Raw genomic sequence first — 17,129 nt, forward strand, 5'->3', positions numbered from 1 at the left:
CGCTATCGGGGCAGTTAGGTGCTAGTTTTCGCCCAACTGCTGTGCCGCCAGCTTGTCTTTATTAAACAATGCGTTGACTTCTTTATCCGTTAAAATTAGTTCCGACATAAAAAAGTCGTCGATAACGCCGGCAAAGGCATGCTTGCCTTGGGTGGCATGTTGCTTGGGGATCCCTCCTAAAAACACATCATTGACGATAGAGCTAACGCTAATGTTGGCGTCTTGGGCGGCATCAAGCTCGCCGTTAATAAACAGCCGCGCTTGTTTACCATTATGCACCACAGCAACGTGCGTCCACTGGCCGTTTACCAGGCGAGTGTTGCTTTTAACCACTGATTTTGGCTGGTATCCGGAGCTTGAGTAGATCAGTAACTCTACGCGTTTGTCTACCACCCTGAGCTTGTTACTTTGTACATCGCCATACCAGCCACCATACAAGGGATAAATTTGCTTGTCTTCCAGGGCCAGGGGCTTGAGCCACATGGCGATACTGATGCCACCATTTTCAAAGGTCACCTCACGCCAACGCGTAGTCGACAGCGGCTTACCAATTTTACAGCAGATATCCACGCCCATATGAGCGTCCTGATGCACCGAGAAGTCTAGACCCTTGCCGGTTTTACCGGCACTGCGCACGGCGCCGTGCAAGGTCCCTGGCCAAAAGCTGGCAAAGTCATCCAGTACTTGGTCGCCCTCGCCCTCAAAGGAATAATAGCTGGAGTGACCGTGTAAATTGACCTGCAACACCTTGGATAATTCGTCTTCAACCTGTGTTTGTTCAACTCGCTGCAGCTGAGAAAACGCTAAGGCCGCTATGATGATAAAAATGGCGCACAGCAGCAGGGTCACTCGCAGCGCAAAGCTCATTTTAAACGTCATAAGCCACCTCCTCGCCAACGGCAGGCAAGGTCAAAGTAAAGTCGCATCCGCCCTGAGCATTGGCCTGATACTTCAAGGTACCATTGTGCGCCTTGGCAATCGCCAAGCTGATTGACAGCCCCACGCCCATACCTTGCTTCTTACTGGTATAAAAGGGTTCAAAAAGATGCTCGACGTCCTCGCCGCTCACCCCCACGCCCTCATCGTGAATGCACAACTCCACCTCATTATTCTCGCTGTTAAGGCAGGTAGAAATAACCACCTGAGCGCCCGGGTGACTGGCCTCAATGGCGTTTTTAATCAGGTTAATGCTCACCTGTTGCAACTGAACCGGATCGCCCTCGACATACAAGGGCGACGGATTGAATTCGAGTACCAGGCTCACCTGGTTACTGTTGGCCGTGGTCTCCACCATGTCGCTCACCTCGCGAAGCATGGTATTCACATCCAGCCGCTGCATATCCATGGCCCGCAATTTCACAAAGTTGCGGATCCGTTGCAGCACCTTGCCACTGCGCAGCGCCTGCTCGGAAATTTTCTTTAAGGTAGTCGCTAACCATTGCTGCAGCTCAGCCTGCTGCTCGGGACGGGCGTTGTCGATACGGCGGGTGGCACTTTGGGCATAACTGGCAATGGCGGTTAGAGGCTGATTGATTTCATGGGTGATGGTGCTGACCATCTCACCCATGCTGTTGAGCCTGTCGAGGTGGGCGATTTGGTCGCGACTGGCCAATAGTTTTTGCTCTGCTTCTTGGCGTCTTTGCAGCTCATCGCCAAGACGTAATTGCATGCCGTTGAGGGCGCTCACCACGGTTTGCAGCTCATCCGGAGCGTTTCTTTCCTTCGCATCTCTATCCAGAACTAAGGGTGGTATAGGCTTATCAAAGGTCAGGTTTTGTGCAAAGTCACTGATTTTACTGAGATGACGGGTGACCAGGTATTGAAACAGATAGAGGATAAAACCGGCCACCAAAAAGGTTTTAATGCCATTACTGATAACAATAAAATACACTCGGTCGGTGAGGCGGCTATATAACTCATCCAGACCCACCACGATTTGCAAAATCCCCAGGGGCGGCTCTTGCTCCCTGCCATGCTGATACAAGACAAAACGTTCATCGATAATTTCATTGGACATCACCTCACCGGCACGCCATTTCACCCTGTCGGTGGTAACAATACTGATACGCTCGATCCCAGGCAGTTTAACCAGTCCATCAAGTTGCAGCTGGAGCAACTGTATATTGCGGTCTTGCACATTGAGGGCAATGCTTTCAAGCTGACTGTCTTTGATTTGATGGATCTCGGCATTGATCTCCGCCACCCCCTGAGTGTATTCCAAGTACAGTTGCAGCGCCGACGATATTAGAGTGATCGCCGAGCTAAACAGGATGATATAGAGGATCAGCCGCCTGACCGTTCTATGCCGGGAAGAAAAGGTACGCATGGTATGAGTCCTCAACTGACTACCCCCCTTAGCCTGCGCCAAGGCGGTGTATTACTCTCTTTACCATACCTTAAATGGCGCAAACAGCCACTATAAACACAGCGACAATTAATTGTTTCCTTTATCCTTTTGGTCCTTTTTCTGCTTGCTGATGGCGTTTTCTACCGGCAGTCGGCCAATGGGCATCACCTTAACGGGCTTGGCGTTTGCGCACTCTTGCTGACGCTCCTCGGCGCTGATATCACGTAGCGATTTTGATTCGCCCTTGGCCGCATTAGCAGCTACTTTAGCCTTGGCAGGCTGTGTTTGGTTCGGCTTTTGTTGCTCAGTCATAGACGTTTTCTGTTCATTGAGTTTGCGCTCCACGGGCAATTGATGCAAAGGGATCACCCTGGTTTCGCCCTCACACTCCGGATTAGAAGCCCCTTGTTCAGGCTGTGCTTCCTTTTCAGGTTTGACATTAGTTGTCACCTTAGGAGGCTTGCTTTGGTTGGTGTCAACTTCGCCGTTATGGGCAAAAACGGGTGCGCTTACATTGAGGGTCATGAACGCAGTCATGCCAATTAATAATCCGGGCTTAAAGGTTTTCATAATAACTGTCTCCTAAAGCAAATAAGGCGCCGAAACTCGGCGCCTTAGGGTTAGTTTTACGCTTTTCTGCGAACCAGAGTTAACGTTGCTAGCATGAACAGTAGGTGGAACAGTGAACCACTGCTGCCCTTCTGCTTGTCGTTATCGGTTATTTTGACCGTGGTAACCACCTCGGCGTTCAATAACGTCTCATCGTCGGCACTGAGCAGGATATTAAACGACTCCATGGTTTCTACCTCGGCGTCATCCACCAGCTTAACGGTGAAGGACTTCGCCTCCCCATCTTGGTCATCCCAGTACAGCATGCCCGACGCAGGTTGATAATCCGCCAGCGCTTTAGCTGTGCCATCAAGACTTTGATAGTTCAGTGCCACGGCGCCATCGCTGCCGCCGGTACGTTGTACCGTCACCACGACTTGATTGTCACCTTCATTAACTTCATAGGCGCTCACCGCAAAGCCAAACTCGCCCAACACGGGTTCGTTCACATTCAGGGTTACGGCAATTTCGTGGGCCGCGTAGGCGGTATCGTCTTGCAGTAACAAGGTGGTCTGGTAGACACCCGGAGCCAAGGCGGCCGCATCGGCACCCAAGGTCAGGGCCTGTTGCTCGCCGACATTTAACGCTCCACCATCTTCGGAGTAGGTGAACCAGCTTGCTTGCGGCTGTGCACACACCTGTTGCTGCCCCGAGGCAAGGCTAAAGGTGCGCGACATTACCAGGTCCATGGCATGCAAGGTGCCATCACAATCGAGGTCTAGACCCGCTTGCGAAAAGCTATTCATACCATCTACACGCGTTGCCCCAACCAGGCTTAGTTCGTTGTGCAAATCAACAACGTACAGATCTAAGATCTGATCGGCCTTGTCACTGCCTACCCCATTCTCGCCATTGGCGCTGACATACAGATGACCAACATTCGGGTTGTAGGCCAAACCAAAGGCAGGTAGACCAAGGTCGTATTCGGCGCTGACGCTGCCATCGAAGTTCACGCGATACAATTTCTGTGCATTGTAGCTACTGACCAGTAACTGATCGGCATGCGGATCATAGGCCAAGCCGCCAACCCCATTACCGTCCAGGTCTGGACACACGCGCTTGCCCGTCAACTGCATGGCGTTAAGGTCAAGCTCATGGATACAGTTTGCATCACTGAAAATGGCCTGCCAAGCGGTGTTGGTGCGGGTGTTGAACGCAAGATCCGCAACCAGATCATCGCCTGCCGCTAGCGGATTCAGGTCGATTACATCGCCGGTTTTCTGGCCCTGTTCGTCTAAACGATAGAGCTTGTTGTCACCGCCGAAGGCTTTGGCACTGTTAACCCAAACGCTGTTGGTCACCTTATCAACCACCATGCCATATGGGCGGGCAATGTTCAAAGCCTGTGCTTGCTGGTTATCGCCCAGGCTTGCCTCACTCGGGTTATCACCACTGGGTGGTGCGACTTCAGCAACCTTGTAGTTAAGCCCATAACTGCCTTCGTTAGCCAAGGTGATATCGCTGGCAACTTTGCGTCCGGCAACCACATCCAGTTCGAGCGCCTGCGCCGAGCTGGTTAGCAGACCTGCATTAAGGGCAACATTAAGCTCGCTGACCTGATCGTTGGCAATACTTACGCTTTGCTCGGCCTGCGCATAGCCGCTAAGGGCGATGCTCATGCTCTGCTCACCGGCGGCATTAAACTGACGATAGAAGCCATCCTGAGCGGTTAATGTAACCTTACCCTGCTGGTTTTGTACCTGAGCTTGCGCTAACGGGGCCTGGGTGTTGGCATCGGTGATCATCCCTGCCAGCAAGCCACCCTCGGCAAAGCCACAGCCTAAACCGAACTCAACATTATCGATTTGCACATACCAGTCATAGGCATTATCAACACTCAGGGTGTAATAACGCCATCTTAGTCTGAAACTCTCAGCGCCATCTAGGTAAGTGCCCAAGTCAACAACGACCTTGCCGATGCTGTCTGTGATCAGATTATGAATGTTCAGCCATTGACCACCGTCAACGCTGATATCAAAATCGAACACCGACTGGGCATACGCCTTAAAGGCCTGCTCATAACTCACGGTTTCAAAGCCTTGCAACGAAGCAACAGAGATAACAGGAGTGATCAACTCGGTATCGTAAAGGTTACGACCGCCGCGGTCGCTGTCCGCCGCCGCCGACATACCGCTGCCAGCGGTTAAGTTAGGACGACTCCATTGCTCACTGGTTTTCCACACCACGCCAGTACCGGCATTATCGACAACGGTCCAATCCGTAGGTGGGAAGTTCACATCTTCAAATTCGACCACAGAGGAGGTGCTGCTATCGGCCTTATTGTAACCGGGAGCGACACACACATCCTTGTTCACCTGCAGGGCAATGTTACCTAGCTCGGTATCGCCATTGGCCTGAGTCGCCACATTTTGAGGATTATAACTGACGGACGATGCCATCAGGTTTACTGGCCATCCGGCGTAACCATCGAGGGTAAATTCACCACTGATGGGGTCGGTGTTGATCACCGTATAAGGCACCAACTCGCCGCTTAGCTGCAAGCTTGCCGGTAATCCCCAACCGTGACCTGAACCATCAACCACCTTACCACTAACGGTTGCCTTGGGTAGGGAAACCAAAGACGCGTCCTTAGTTAACTCACCTTCGCTGGCCACCTGCACCGACCCCAAGTTGGTCATCGGGTGACCATAAGCACGTGCCTTAAATTCATAGCTACCCAGAGGTAAAGACAGTGTATAGACGCCTTGTGCATCGGCTATGGTGCTGTAGTCGCCAAAACGTACTTCGGCGCCTGCCAGTGCTGCATTTGTTTCGCTGTCACGTATCACACCTGTGACCACGCCTTGCGGCTCGGCCTGACATTGATCGAGCTGGAATTTTGCGATGCGTGTTCCCCAAAGGGTTTCGAAATCGGTGTCAGCACCGTACTCACTGGAAAACCAGAAGGTGCAGTCATCGCTTGGGTCGATGGTCATTTGCGCACGCTCGCCCCAGCTGCCGTCGAACGAGTTCACCTGAGGTGCTAAACCTTCGGTGACGCTGCCTTCGCCATAGCCAAGTTGGCCAAGAGGATCACTGGCTAAACGGCCACTGTAACGCATCGCCGGCAACATATCGGCACTGGAAACGCTATAGCCTAGAGCAATGTTGCCCACCGCATCCATGGCCATAGTGCCTAGCCAACGGCTGGCGGCATCGGGCGCATAGGTGCCTTGCTGATGAATAGTGGCTTCACTACCTGGGTTACGCACTTCATACCAGCGCACACCAAAATGCTTATCACCGGTTGCCACCGTGTGGTTTACCACCAGGCTGTCATGATCGCCAAAATTGCGGTAAGCCAAACGGTACATCAGCGCTTGCTGATGAGCGTTTAGGGCGTTATAGCTGTCGCCACCCCAGGAGTCCTGAGCAACACAGGTTTTACCGCAGCTTTGATCGATATCGAAAGGCTCGGTAGCCAAGGTCGCTAACAAGGCAAAGTTACTTTGCTCCGGGTTTTGCCAATCGGCCTCTAAGCCCCACAGCTGCAATGCGTCCGCGGCAACGCCATGAACCTGATCATCGAGCATTTGCATAAAGTAGTTAGGCGAGCCTGCCTGTGGTGCGCGCATGCCATCCATATCCGCCGGTAAGGCGTTGTGCATATGGGCTTGGTCGAAATACAAGGTTTGTGCCGCTAGACCATGGAGCATTTTTTCACGCTCAAAGGCCACAACCGCCATCCCTTGCTTAGACTTGTCGACAGGAGAATATTGTGGCGCGGCCATATAATAGCCATCGCCCCAGACACCGAATTGCGCCTTGTCATACCATTTCGAGTCGGTGGCAATAAAATCGTAAAGATGCCACTCGCCGGTGGGATCGCCACTTTTCGACACCGCCACACATTGGTGCATCTTGGCGCCGTCAAACGCAGTTTGGCTTAGTAACCAGCGATCCGCTAAAACGTCATACAGGACCGCGCCATCGCGGTCTTGTTGCGCTGTCCAACCGACAATAGCCGGTGGCTTGGCATCTGGATCGGCACACACGCCACCAAGCTCCTGCCAAAGCTGTGTAGTTGGCGTACGCCCTTGAACTAATTGGCCGTTCTTATCCCATACCGCATAGGACATGTTGACCACTTGCACTACGTGGTTGGCGCCTACATCTAAACTGGTATCCGGTACGGCGGCATCGCCCCAATCGGCGCCCTGGCCATCCAGGTTAAGACTGGGTTCGGGGATGGCTCGCTCACCCAGCGTAGTTTGTACCAGGGGATCGGAAAATCCATCTAAAGCCATTGAAACCAGGCTTTGTTGTTGTGCGTTATACAATTCGAGCTGATCCTCGAACTGGCCTGTTACTGACTTTGAAAGCGGCGCCTTACCCGCGGTGGCAAGGTTGGGCTCACCGGTTTTAACGCCATGGCTGCATTGCTAGTACTCTGGCTTGTTACATTCTTGACTGACTCACCAACCACTGGAGCCTGCGGCATCTCGGCAAAGGCATGATTACTGCCTATTAGCCCGAGCAAGCCAATAAGCACACAGCTTTGCAATTTTGACTTGTTGAAGTTCATCAAAAGTCTCCTGTTATTTACTTTTATGACTCACGTATTCGCACTGCCGGTAACCAAACTCGAAATTATGCGATCTAGATACGTGTAAATAGCCGTTACATTTGTGCCTTTTGTATACTCATGCCAAAGTACGAAACTATCGTCGGGCTGTAACTGACAATTATCAGTTAACAGGATGTTATTTTTGTTTACTTGTTGTTTTTAACTTAGGGGTATGAATTTGCGGGGGAAAATTCCGGGCCACATCAGCAATTGAAGAGCCCGGAGAACATGGAAAGAGGATGTTTAACGCTCGGCCATCAATTAACGATAGGCCTCCAAGGAAAGGGTCAAGGTGGTGTTGTCCTTAAGTTGCGCCGGCAGTTGCGCCGCCAACAACAAGCCACTGGACAGGGAAGCATGGATTTTTCGCTTTAACAATGGCGAGGCCGACACTAGCAGCTTTTCGCTGCGATGTTCAAATTCATTCAGTTGCACCGTCAGATCCTGCAACTGCTTACGTAGAGCCAGGTAACGAGCCTGTAGGGAAGTATTCCCTCCTGCGGCGGCGGTGCCGAAGTTCGCCAGCAGCGCATTATTGGCATCGGCTAATTGGGTTAGCTGTGTACTTAAGTGGTCGACAAAATAATAACTGCCTTTGTCGAAATCCAGGTTATGTTGACCGCTTGGCTCCAGCGCCGGGGATGTTTGCTGTGCATCACTCACCTGCAGCGCTAATTGCTGCACCTGAGCGTTTAAATCTAAAAAGCGCACAACCAGGCGCTCCTGCTCGCTATTAAAAGCGTGTAACTTATTGATCTTGCTTTTTTTCTCCTGCTTCATCGCTTGCCAACTTTGCGCCTCAACCGGTGCGGAAAGAGCGCCGGCAGCTAGGCAAAAAACACCGATAAGAAGTAATTTATTCATGGTTAACTCCTAAGGGAAATAAGGAGCTCTAGGAGCTCCTTAGTTACAGGGTACTACTTTACGCGTTAGTCTTTAGCGCACGACCGTGGCCGCGTCTAAACAAGGCTAACGTGGCCAGTAGCATTAGTACAAATGGGTGGCTGCTACCGCCGCTGCTCTTAGACTTGGCGTCTTCGATCTCAACCGTTGCCAATACCTGGCTTGAAAGCGTTGCGCCGCCGTCAACCTGGTGCAAACGCACGGAGAAGGACTCACTCTGTTCTTTCTCGCCGTCGTTCATCACGGCAATGGTGATTTCCTTGTCGCCGTCGTCCAGGTCTTGCCAATGTAATTGGCCGCTGGCGCTTTGGTAATCGCTACCGGCAACCGCCGTAGCATCCAAAGTTTCATAGCTTACGCTTAGGGCATTATCGCTGCCGCCTTGACGAGATACGGTCAAAGTCACCGAACCTTGGTTTTCGTTCACGCGATATTGGCTCACGGTAAAGCCCAACTCACCGGGGGTGCGCTCAAGTACGTTGAGGTTAACCAATACATTTTGCGCTAGGTAAGGCGAATCATTGGCCATCAACAATTGTGCCTGATAGAAGCCAGGCTCCATGTCTTTGGCATCAACATCGATTTGTACTTGCTGCATCTGTTCCAGAGCAAGTTGACCCTTGCTTGGCGTCGAGTTTAACCAGTCCACTTCTTTGAATTCGCATACCCCAGTTTCACCAGATTTAATCTGGATCATCTGCTGGCTTTCGATATCCAATACCCACAGGTTGCCGTCGCAATCCAGGCTGATACCAGAGCCACCGCCGTCGGCACGGCCAGGTACTGAATAACCACCGACCACACGGTATTCGTCGCTTACATCCAGCACATAGATATCGATATCCATAGGCGCAAAGCTGTTAGCGGCGACAAACAAGTGATTGGTTGCCGGGTTAAAGGCTAGACCGGCCACAGGCAGACCCACATCGGTCGACTCTAACAAAGTACCATCGCTGGCAAAACGGTGTACCAGACCATCAATAAACGAACCAGAGAAGAATTGGTCGCCATTGGGATCGTACGCCAGGCCACGTTGCGAGCTAGGCAGATCTGGACAAATACGGTTACCGGTAGCGCTTAGGCTGTTGGTATCGAATTCATAGATACAACGGTCGCCACCGACGATGATTTGCCAGAGCTTACCGGTACGCTTATTAAACGCCATGCCGGCATGGGCACCACGGGTGCTTAGCAAGGGGCTCACATCCATGGTTTGATCCGTTTTCGTACCGTCGGTTTTAAAGCGATAGATTTTATCGTCACCACCGAATACACCCAGGTTATTGAGCCATAGATCGCCGGTGCTTTGGTCAAAGGCAACACCATTGGTGGCAACCAGGTCGATCGGCCAGCTTTGTACCAGCTCGGCATTCATTTTCGGTGCATCAGGGAAGATAAATGGCACACGAATATCACGGGTGTTTAAGTCCCATAGATCTTTAGGGCCAAACTTACGGCCACCGATAGCAAACGCAGGACCTACCATGTCTTGGCGCGGCGCCGCATTGATTTCTTCGATATTGAAGTTCAATACATCCGAACCCTTGTTGGCGAGATTCAACGCCGTTGATAGGCTACGGCCACTGGTCACAGACAGCTCCAGAGTTTGCGTATCCACATCCAATTTACCGGCATTAAGCGTGAAGTCCTGCTCTAGCACTTCATTGACCGCCACGCTCAACGTCTCACTTTGTAGCGTATAACCGGCCTGTTTCACCGCTAATTCTACGTCACCCAGATCGGTGAACAGAAGATAGCTACCATCGGCTTTGGTTGAAGTGCTGCGACCTTTGTCCGTACTGACGACCGCATTAGCCACCGGCTCGCCGGTATTGGCATCCAGCACGTGTCCCGATACCAGACCACCTTCAACACTGGCACAGCTTTGGGCTATGGTCACATCATCGACTTGGGCCCAGTTATCGAACTGTTCTCCGTCCCAGATTGTGTGATAACGCCAACGTAAACGGAAACTCTGCGCACCTACCAGGTGTTCGGCCAGGTCATAATCGACGCGGAATTCACGCATGGTATTGCCATAGCTCAGCACCGTATTCCAGGCACCGCCGTCAAGACTGATGTCCATATCCAGCATGGAGCCACCGTAGATGCCACCAACGAAGTCCATTTTGAACTGCAAGCTGGTTACACCGTTCAGATCGCTAACCGCAATCTCAGGCGTGATCAGATCCGAGTCGTAACGACCCCAACCATAACGGTCGTTGTCGATAGCCGCGGCATGACCGCTGCCACCGGTATAGTTAGGACGTGCCCAGTCGGTGCTGGTTTTCCAGATAATTTCATCGCTGCTGGCATTATTTACCACGTTCCAACCGGCCGGCGGGAAGGCCGTGACATCGAAATCTTCAACAATACCCAAAGACTGATAGCCCGGAGCTACACAGGCTTTGCTGTCAACCATCAGGGCAATTTCACCCAGATCATTGGTTTGCAAAGTATCGACTTTCACCTCTTGAGCAACATAGCCCTCGCCCAGTGAAGCAACCTTAATGGCATAAGGCCAGCCTTGATATACTTCAATGCTGAATTCGCCGGTGCTGGAGTCGTTGCTGAAGTTCACATCTTTGGTTAGATCGCCCATCAGGGTTAAAGATGCTGGAATTGGCCAGGCATGACCTGAACCATCGACAACACGACCCACTAGTGTGGTTTTCGGTAGCTCTGACAAGGTGGCATCAACCACTTTTGTGCCATCTTTGACCACATTGATGGCGCTGAAGTCGACCTGCGCATAACCGTAAGCCACCATGGCGACATCATATTCGCCTACCGGGGCCAGAATTTCATAGTAACCAGACTCATCGGTAAAGGTAGTCATGGCACCTACGCTGATCTGCGCTTGCGCTAAAGGTTCCCCGGTACTGCCATACAAGTGACCCTTTAGGGTACCTGTTGGGCCTGCGGTACAGTTAGGGAATTTGAACGAGCCGATACGGGTACGCCAGTCAATGCCGCCCGGGTTGGTGTCGCCGTAATATTCCTGGGTATACCAGAAGGTACAGTCATCAACCGGGTCGATGTTCATAGAGCTGTAGTCACCCCAACGGCCATTGGCACCGAGCTGTGAGCTGCCACCAGCAACTATTTCCTGCTCACCCTGAGCCATCATATTAAGAGGGTCTGAGGCTAAACGACCGGTGTAACGTACTGAAGGATAAGTATTTTCGCCGCTTACGGTATAACCTAGGGCCATATTGCCCATGGCATCCATGGCCACACTGCCCATCCAGCGCGAGTCGCCATCTGGCGCATAACTGCCCTGCTGATGCAGTACGGCTTCGGTGCTCGGATTACGAATTTCATACCAGCGCGGGCTCCAACGAGCGGCACCGGTTTCCGTTGGTGTATAAACCGTGTGGTTCACCACCAAAGATTCATGATCGCCAAAGTTACGATACGCCAGGCGGTTCATAAGACGGTAAGGGATTTTATCCAGGTAGTTTTCGGCTGATACACCCGGCTGCGGAATACAGCCGCCGCTACAGCTGCTGAAATCCATACCGGTCACCGGCACCGCGGCCACCTGCTCAAAGGTTGAGTTTTCTGGGTTTTCCCAGTCTGCTTTAAAGGCCCAGACATGCATTTCGTCGCTGTCGTAACCTTGCGACTCATCGATGGGTTGCAAGAAGTAGTTCGGCGCGCCCTCTGGCGGCGGCGTCATACCATCGAGATCGGACGGTAACATACCACCGAGCACCGGGTGTGGATCGTCGAAATAGATCATTCGCGCCGATTCGCCGCGCAACATTTTATCACGCTCAAAGGCAACGACACCGGCACCACCCCACTGATCTTCACGACCATCAAGGTAGAACTGGTTGACCGACATATAATAGCCATCGGGCCAAACACCGAAGTGCGGATAGTCGTTCATTTTGACTTCACTGATTTTGAAGTCATATAAGTGCCACTCGCCGGTCGGATCCGAGGTTTTGGAGATGGCGATACATTCATGATAATCGCTTGGGTTGATGGCAAACTGACTCACCATCCAACGCTCGGCAAATTGATCGTACAGCACAATGGGGTCGCCATCGTTGTTCGCTGCACAGATACCACCGAGTTCATTCCACAGGGCATTGGTCGGGGTTGGCTCAATCAGCATATTGCCTTGCTTATCCCATACCGCAAACGATACGTTCACCATTTGCACATAGTGATTCGGGCCGACATCACCTACGGTGTCGGGCGGTGCTACGCGATTGACGTTATCGACGCCGTCAAAGCTTAACTGCGGCGCCGGCATGGTATCGCCGGCAAAGTCGGTTTGCACGTTTTTCGCCGCCATAAACGGCTCAAGCATGGATAGATTGCTGTATGCGTCTAATGTGGATGCATGTTTTTGCGATTCGCTGGTTACAAACGGCAGCTCGAAGTTTTGAATCACTTCGCTGGTTTTATGCGACACTTCACCGCTGATGGCATCCATTTTACCGATCTGAAGACGTGCTTTAGCGTCTTTATTGACCGCTGCGGCCAACTGAATTAAAGGGCGAGTTGTGGTGTGTACCACAGCTTCATTGACGATCGGCTGTGCCGATTTTGCATAACTGACCGGGCCAGCAACCAACGTTGCTGCACCCAAGGAGATGCATAAGCTAATTTGTGACTTTTTGAAATTCATCAAAAGCCTCCTCAACATGTGTTTGTCGGTTTCCCTAAGGCGGGGGAAACGCATTTGCCCGACGCGGCAGATGCACACGCGAGCGCTTATTGAGTTTGGTTTTGTATACTTGGCCAGTTCAATTTACAGAAAACACACGAGCGCCAACTGACAAAAGTCAGTTAGCGTTATATTTATGTAAAAAAGATGTGTTATGAAAAGATAAATGGCGCCCTGACCGGCCAGCGTCGGCACCTAAGGGCTGGGACCTAAGGGCTGGGACCTAAGGGCTGGGACCTAAGGGCTGGGATAGGTGAGCGCTAAGAGTCTAGCAGGGTGTTCATTCGTACCAGCTCGGCCAACGAACGCACGGCCATTTTTTTAAACACCCGGGCGCGGTGAATTTCCACCGTGCGCTGGCTCACACCCAGCTCGATGGCCATCACCTTGTTAGCCTTGCCGGCGACCACCAGATCATAAATTTCGCGCTCCCGGTTAGTTAGGGTTGCCAGCCGTTCCTTAATCTCAGCCTGTCCCGCTTGCCCCGCCCTGGCCTCCTTGTCTTTTTTCAAGGCGCCATAAATGCATTCAAGCAAGTCATTGTCTCTAAATGGTTTTTCAATGAGATCAAAGGCACCCTCGCGCATCGCCCGCACCGCCAGCGAAACATCGGCATGGCCGCTGATAAAAATAATGGGAAGCTTGGCATTAATGTCGCTTAAGCGCTTTTGCAACTCCATGCCGTTCATCTCGGGCATACGAATATCAAGCAGCAGGCAGCCGCTCATGTCATCGTTGTAGGCATCGAAAAACTGCTGCGCCGAAGCATAGGTATGGGTGTTTAACTCGACGGATTGCAGCAGCTCGGCAATGGCATCAAGCACCACAGGATCGTCATCAACTACATACACACTTTGGGTTTCGCTACCACTCATAAGCCTTACACCGTGAATATTTATTTAGTTTTTGTGATTATTTTATTAGTGCATATTTTTCCACAAATATCCACCGCCACCGATTTTGACAAACCCAGAAACCACTGCTTCATTCTTTTGTTAAATATGTAACAAAGATGATCTGGATCATGCCAGTTTTTAAGGAGTCGCTAATACTGGTTATGGATAGTTTTTGCAGTGCTCGATTTATCGCTGAGCTGGCACGTCCCATCACATCGCGGGCCTGTATACCTGTGTGTATTCAAGAACAAAATATGCACACAACCAAATACTAGGGTTATAACCCGACAACACACGGAGTAAGGACTATGGGTGTAAAAACACTGTGGATCACTCTGGCTATAACGGCCTATTCCTACCTTGGCACAGCTTCAGCACTCCCCGTTGAAGACGCCGTACTTACTGCCCCCCCGCATGTGCCTCCGGCTATTAGCCGCGATCATAATGCGCGCGTGGTAGTGCACCTGGAAACAATCGAAAAAATCGGCACCATGGCCGATGGCGTAGAATACGTGTACTGGTCTTTTGGCGGTACTGTGCCGGGCAGTTTTATTCGCGTTAAAGAAGGGGATGAGATTGAATTCCATCTTTCCAATCACCCAAGCTCAAAAATGCCGCACAATATCGACCTGCACGCGGTTACCGGGCCAGGGGGTGGCGCAGTTTCATCCTTTACCGCTCCGGGACACACCTCTACTTTTGCGTTTCAGGCTCTGAACCCGGGCTTATACGTGTATCACTGCGCGACGGCACCTGTAGGTATGCACATAGCCAACGGCATGTACGGCCTTATCTTGGTTGAGCCAAAAGATGGCCTGCCTAAGGTGGGCCGTGAATACTATGTGATGCAGGGTGATTTTTACACCAAGGGCAAATACGGTGAAGCCGGCCTGCAACCCTTCGATATGGAAAAAGCCATAGAAGAAAACGCTGACTATGTGGTCTTCAATGGTGCCGTGGGCAGCCTTACAGGGGAAAACTCCTTAACTGCCAAGGTAGGCGAAACCATCCGCCTCTACGTGGGTAATGGCGGTCCTAATCTAGTGTCTTCCTTCCATGTTATCGGTGAGATTTTCGATACCGTGTATATCGAAGGTGGCGACGCCAAAAACCATAATATTCAAACCACCTTGGTACCGGCAGGCGGCTCGGCAATTGTCGATTTTAAAGTACAAGTACCAGGCAATTTGATCATGGTGGATCACTCCATCTTCCGCGCCTTTAACAAGGGTGCCCTGGGCATGATCAATGTCAAAGGTGAAGAAGATAAGGTGGTGTATTCGGGTAAGATCAGCGATGCCATCTATCAACCAGAAGGCTCGGCTATCCAAACCATAGAAGGGGAATACCAGGTCGCCAAAGCGCAAAGCAAAGAGGATAAGATCACCTTCGGTAAGCGTATCTATAACGCCAACTGCGCCGCCTGTCACCAACCCAATGGCCAAGGCATTGCTCAAGCCTTCCCACCGCTGGCTAAGTCCGACTACTTTAACGAAGATCCAACCCGGGGGATCAGCGCCATTGTTCATGGTCTTGAAGGCCCGATTAAAGTCAACGGCGAAAGCTTTAACAGCGTGATGCCGGCCATGCAGCTTGATGACGACGAAATTGTCAATGTTTTAACCTTCATCTTAAACTCTTGGGATAATAAGGGTGGTGAGATCACGGTTGAACAGGTGCAAAAGGTTCGTAAGCAAAAAGCGCATTAAGGTAAGAGCGAATATGCTTAGCACCTCCCTGCTACTGGTATCTGTTTCACTGGCTCTAAGCGGAGCCGGTGAGCAGGTGTTAGTGAGCGGCGGCGATTATCGCCCCCTGTATATGAGCAAAGACAGCCCGATGCAATCGGTCGCCAGTTTTTACCTCGATAAATACCCGGTGACCAATCAGGAATTCTGGCAGTTTACCCAAGACCACCCGAGGTGGCGTAAAGAACGAATGGCGGCGCTTTTTGCCGAGCCTACCTACCTGCAACACTGGCAGGAACGGCAAGGCTCAGTGCCTTTTAGCGCACCTAAGGCTCCCGTCACTCATGTATCCTGGTTTGCTGCCGATGCCTATTGTCGGACCCAGGGAAAACGCCTGCCCAGCGTGGCCGAATGGGAGCTTGCGGCACTGGCTAGCGAGACTCAGGCCGATGGCTCACAAGAGCCTGGATATAAACAAAAGATCTTAACCTGGTACAGCACCCCAAGCCAAGGCGCCCTGGCCGATATCGGCTTGACCGAGAGCAACTTCTGGGGGGTGTACGACCTCCATGGTTTGGTATGGGAATGGACTGAGGACTTTAATTCCTCCTTGGTGACCGGCGAGTCTCGCGCCGACAGCGCCATAGATACCAAACTATTTTGTGCTGCAGGCGTCACTGGCGCCGTTGACCCAGGTGATTATGCCGCCTTTATGCGCTACGGCTTTCGCAGTAGCTTAGAGGCCAAATATACCCTTCCCAATTTAGGTTTTCGCTGCGCTGCCAATGCGGCATCAGCACCCGGAGAAGAAGATGAAAAAATTCACTAGTTTGCTAATAACATCCACATTTTTATTATTTTCCAGCGCTAAAAGCCTGGCCGGCGACCTCGCTGGCGAACTGACTGCTGAGCTACCCGGCGATTCCATTTATCACCTTAATAGCCAGTGGCAAACCCAGGATAATAAGGCCCTTAACATAGCGGCCCTGCAGGGGAAAAAACAGTTGGTCAGCCTGATTTACACCCACTGCCTGCATACCTGCCCGACCATAGTGATGACCATGCAACAGGTGCAGCAATCGCTCCCAGCCGAGCTGCAAAACGAGGTCGGTTTTGTTTTGGTGTCTTTGACTCCGGACTCGGATACCCCAGAGATGCTTAAGTCCTTTGCCGAGCGCCGCAAGCTGGCACCCGATCATTGGACCCTGTTAACGGGCGACTCTCAGGATGTCAGAGCCCTGGCCATGGCACTCAATATCAAATACCAAAAAAGCGATGACAACGAAGTGGCCCACTCTAATCTAATGACGCTATTGGACGAGCAAGGTCGAGTGGTCTTTCAGGAAATTGGCGATGTTGATAAGGCCAAGCCAACCCTGACCCGCATAGTGGACATGCAATAAATTGTAGGTCGGTGCTTCGCGCCGACATCGCC

General features: G+C 51.7%; 11 protein-coding genes. 3 read left to right on the top strand and 8 right to left on the bottom strand.

The genetic code is table 11. The features are described from left to right. Positions 1–21: 21 nt before the first annotated feature. The 8 genes from C2M17_RS15720 to C2M17_RS15755 all read right to left on the bottom strand — a co-directional run bounded on the left by C2M17_RS15720 (position 22) and on the right by C2M17_RS15755 (position 13,985). Positions 22–879 (bottom strand): LamG domain-containing protein, encoded by an 858-nt coding sequence (locus C2M17_RS15720; RefSeq protein WP_105189242.1) that lies wholly within the window; start codon positions 877–879, stop codon positions 22–24. Then, positions 869–2,326, bottom strand: a complete 1,458-nt coding sequence (locus C2M17_RS15725; RefSeq protein ID WP_105201648.1) for a sensor histidine kinase — start codon at positions 2,324–2,326, stop codon at positions 869–871. Before C2M17_RS15725 ends, C2M17_RS15720 begins: the two co-directional genes overlap by 11 nt. A 108-nt stretch (positions 2,327–2,434) precedes the next feature. Next, entirely contained in the window at positions 2,435–2,917 is a 483-nt protein-coding gene (locus C2M17_RS15730; RefSeq protein ID WP_105201649.1) for a hypothetical protein, read from the bottom strand. Between the two features lie 56 nt (positions 2,918–2,973). After that, entirely contained in the window at positions 2,974–7,236 is a 4,263-nt protein-coding gene (locus C2M17_RS15735) for a carboxypeptidase regulatory-like domain-containing protein (protein ID WP_158684056.1), read from the bottom strand. 26 nt (positions 7,237–7,262) lie between these two features. Then, a complete protein-coding gene (locus C2M17_RS15740; protein WP_105201651.1) occupies positions 7,263–7,481 on the bottom strand; it encodes a hypothetical protein in 219 nt (72 codons plus the stop codon). Positions 7,482–7,784: 303 nt separating this feature from the next. Then, positions 7,785–8,387, bottom strand: coding sequence for a hypothetical protein (locus C2M17_RS15745; protein ID WP_105201652.1), 603 nt, complete (start codon positions 8,385–8,387; stop codon positions 7,785–7,787). Positions 8,388–8,445: 58 nt separating this feature from the next. After that, entirely contained in the window at positions 8,446–13,071 is a 4,626-nt protein-coding gene (locus C2M17_RS15750) for a carboxypeptidase regulatory-like domain-containing protein (protein WP_158684057.1), read from the bottom strand. A 299-nt stretch (positions 13,072–13,370) separates the two neighbouring features. After that, a complete protein-coding gene (locus tag C2M17_RS15755) occupies positions 13,371–13,985 on the bottom strand; it encodes a response regulator transcription factor (protein ID WP_105201654.1) in 615 nt (204 codons plus the stop codon). Positions 13,986–14,314: 329 nt separating this feature from the next. Between C2M17_RS15755 and nirK the strand changes: the two genes are divergently transcribed. The 3 genes from nirK to C2M17_RS15770 are packed head-to-tail and all read left to right on the top strand — an operon-like array spanning position 14,315 to position 17,097. Further along, entirely contained in the window at positions 14,315–15,715 is a 1,401-nt protein-coding gene (nirK, locus tag C2M17_RS15760; RefSeq protein WP_105201655.1) for a copper-containing nitrite reductase, read from the top strand. A 13-nt stretch (positions 15,716–15,728) separates the two neighbouring features. After that, a complete protein-coding gene (locus tag C2M17_RS15765) occupies positions 15,729–16,523 on the top strand; it encodes a formylglycine-generating enzyme family protein (RefSeq protein WP_105201656.1) in 795 nt (264 codons plus the stop codon). Continuing rightward, positions 16,507–17,097, top strand: a complete 591-nt coding sequence (locus C2M17_RS15770) for an SCO family protein (protein WP_105201657.1) — start codon at positions 16,507–16,509, stop codon at positions 17,095–17,097. Before C2M17_RS15765 ends, C2M17_RS15770 begins: the two co-directional genes overlap by 17 nt. Positions 17,098–17,129: the final 32 nt, after the last annotated feature.

The organism is Pseudoalteromonas sp. T1lg10 (assembly GCF_002964545.1).
GTDB lineage: Bacteria > Pseudomonadota > Gammaproteobacteria > Enterobacterales > Alteromonadaceae > Pseudoalteromonas.

Excerpts from the sequence above, each read along its gene's own strand:
- C2M17_RS15770 (WP_105201657.1), top strand. The coding sequence starts at position 16,507 with ATGAAAAAATTCACTAGTTTGCTAATAACATCCACATTTTTATTATTT.
- C2M17_RS15725 (WP_105201648.1), bottom strand. The coding sequence starts at position 2,326 with ATGCGTACCTTTTCTTCCCGGCATAGAACGGTCAGGCGGCTGATCCTC.
- C2M17_RS15740 (WP_105201651.1), bottom strand. The coding sequence starts at position 7,481 with ATGAACTTCAACAAGTCAAAATTGCAAAGCTGTGTGCTTATTGGCTTG.
- C2M17_RS15730 (WP_105201649.1), bottom strand. The coding sequence starts at position 2,917 with ATGAAAACCTTTAAGCCCGGATTATTAATTGGCATGACTGCGTTCATG.
- C2M17_RS15720 (WP_105189242.1), bottom strand. The coding sequence starts at position 879 with ATGACGTTTAAAATGAGCTTTGCGCTGCGAGTGACCCTGCTGCTGTGC.
- C2M17_RS15765 (WP_105201656.1), top strand. The coding sequence starts at position 15,729 with ATGCTTAGCACCTCCCTGCTACTGGTATCTGTTTCACTGGCTCTAAGC.
- C2M17_RS15750 (WP_158684057.1), bottom strand. The coding sequence starts at position 13,071 with ATGAATTTCAAAAAGTCACAAATTAGCTTATGCATCTCCTTGGGTGCA.
- C2M17_RS15755 (WP_105201654.1), bottom strand. The coding sequence starts at position 13,985 with ATGAGTGGTAGCGAAACCCAAAGTGTGTATGTAGTTGATGACGATCCT.
- nirK (WP_105201655.1), top strand. The coding sequence starts at position 14,315 with ATGGGTGTAAAAACACTGTGGATCACTCTGGCTATAACGGCCTATTCC.
- C2M17_RS15745 (WP_105201652.1), bottom strand. The coding sequence starts at position 8,387 with ATGAATAAATTACTTCTTATCGGTGTTTTTTGCCTAGCTGCCGGCGCT.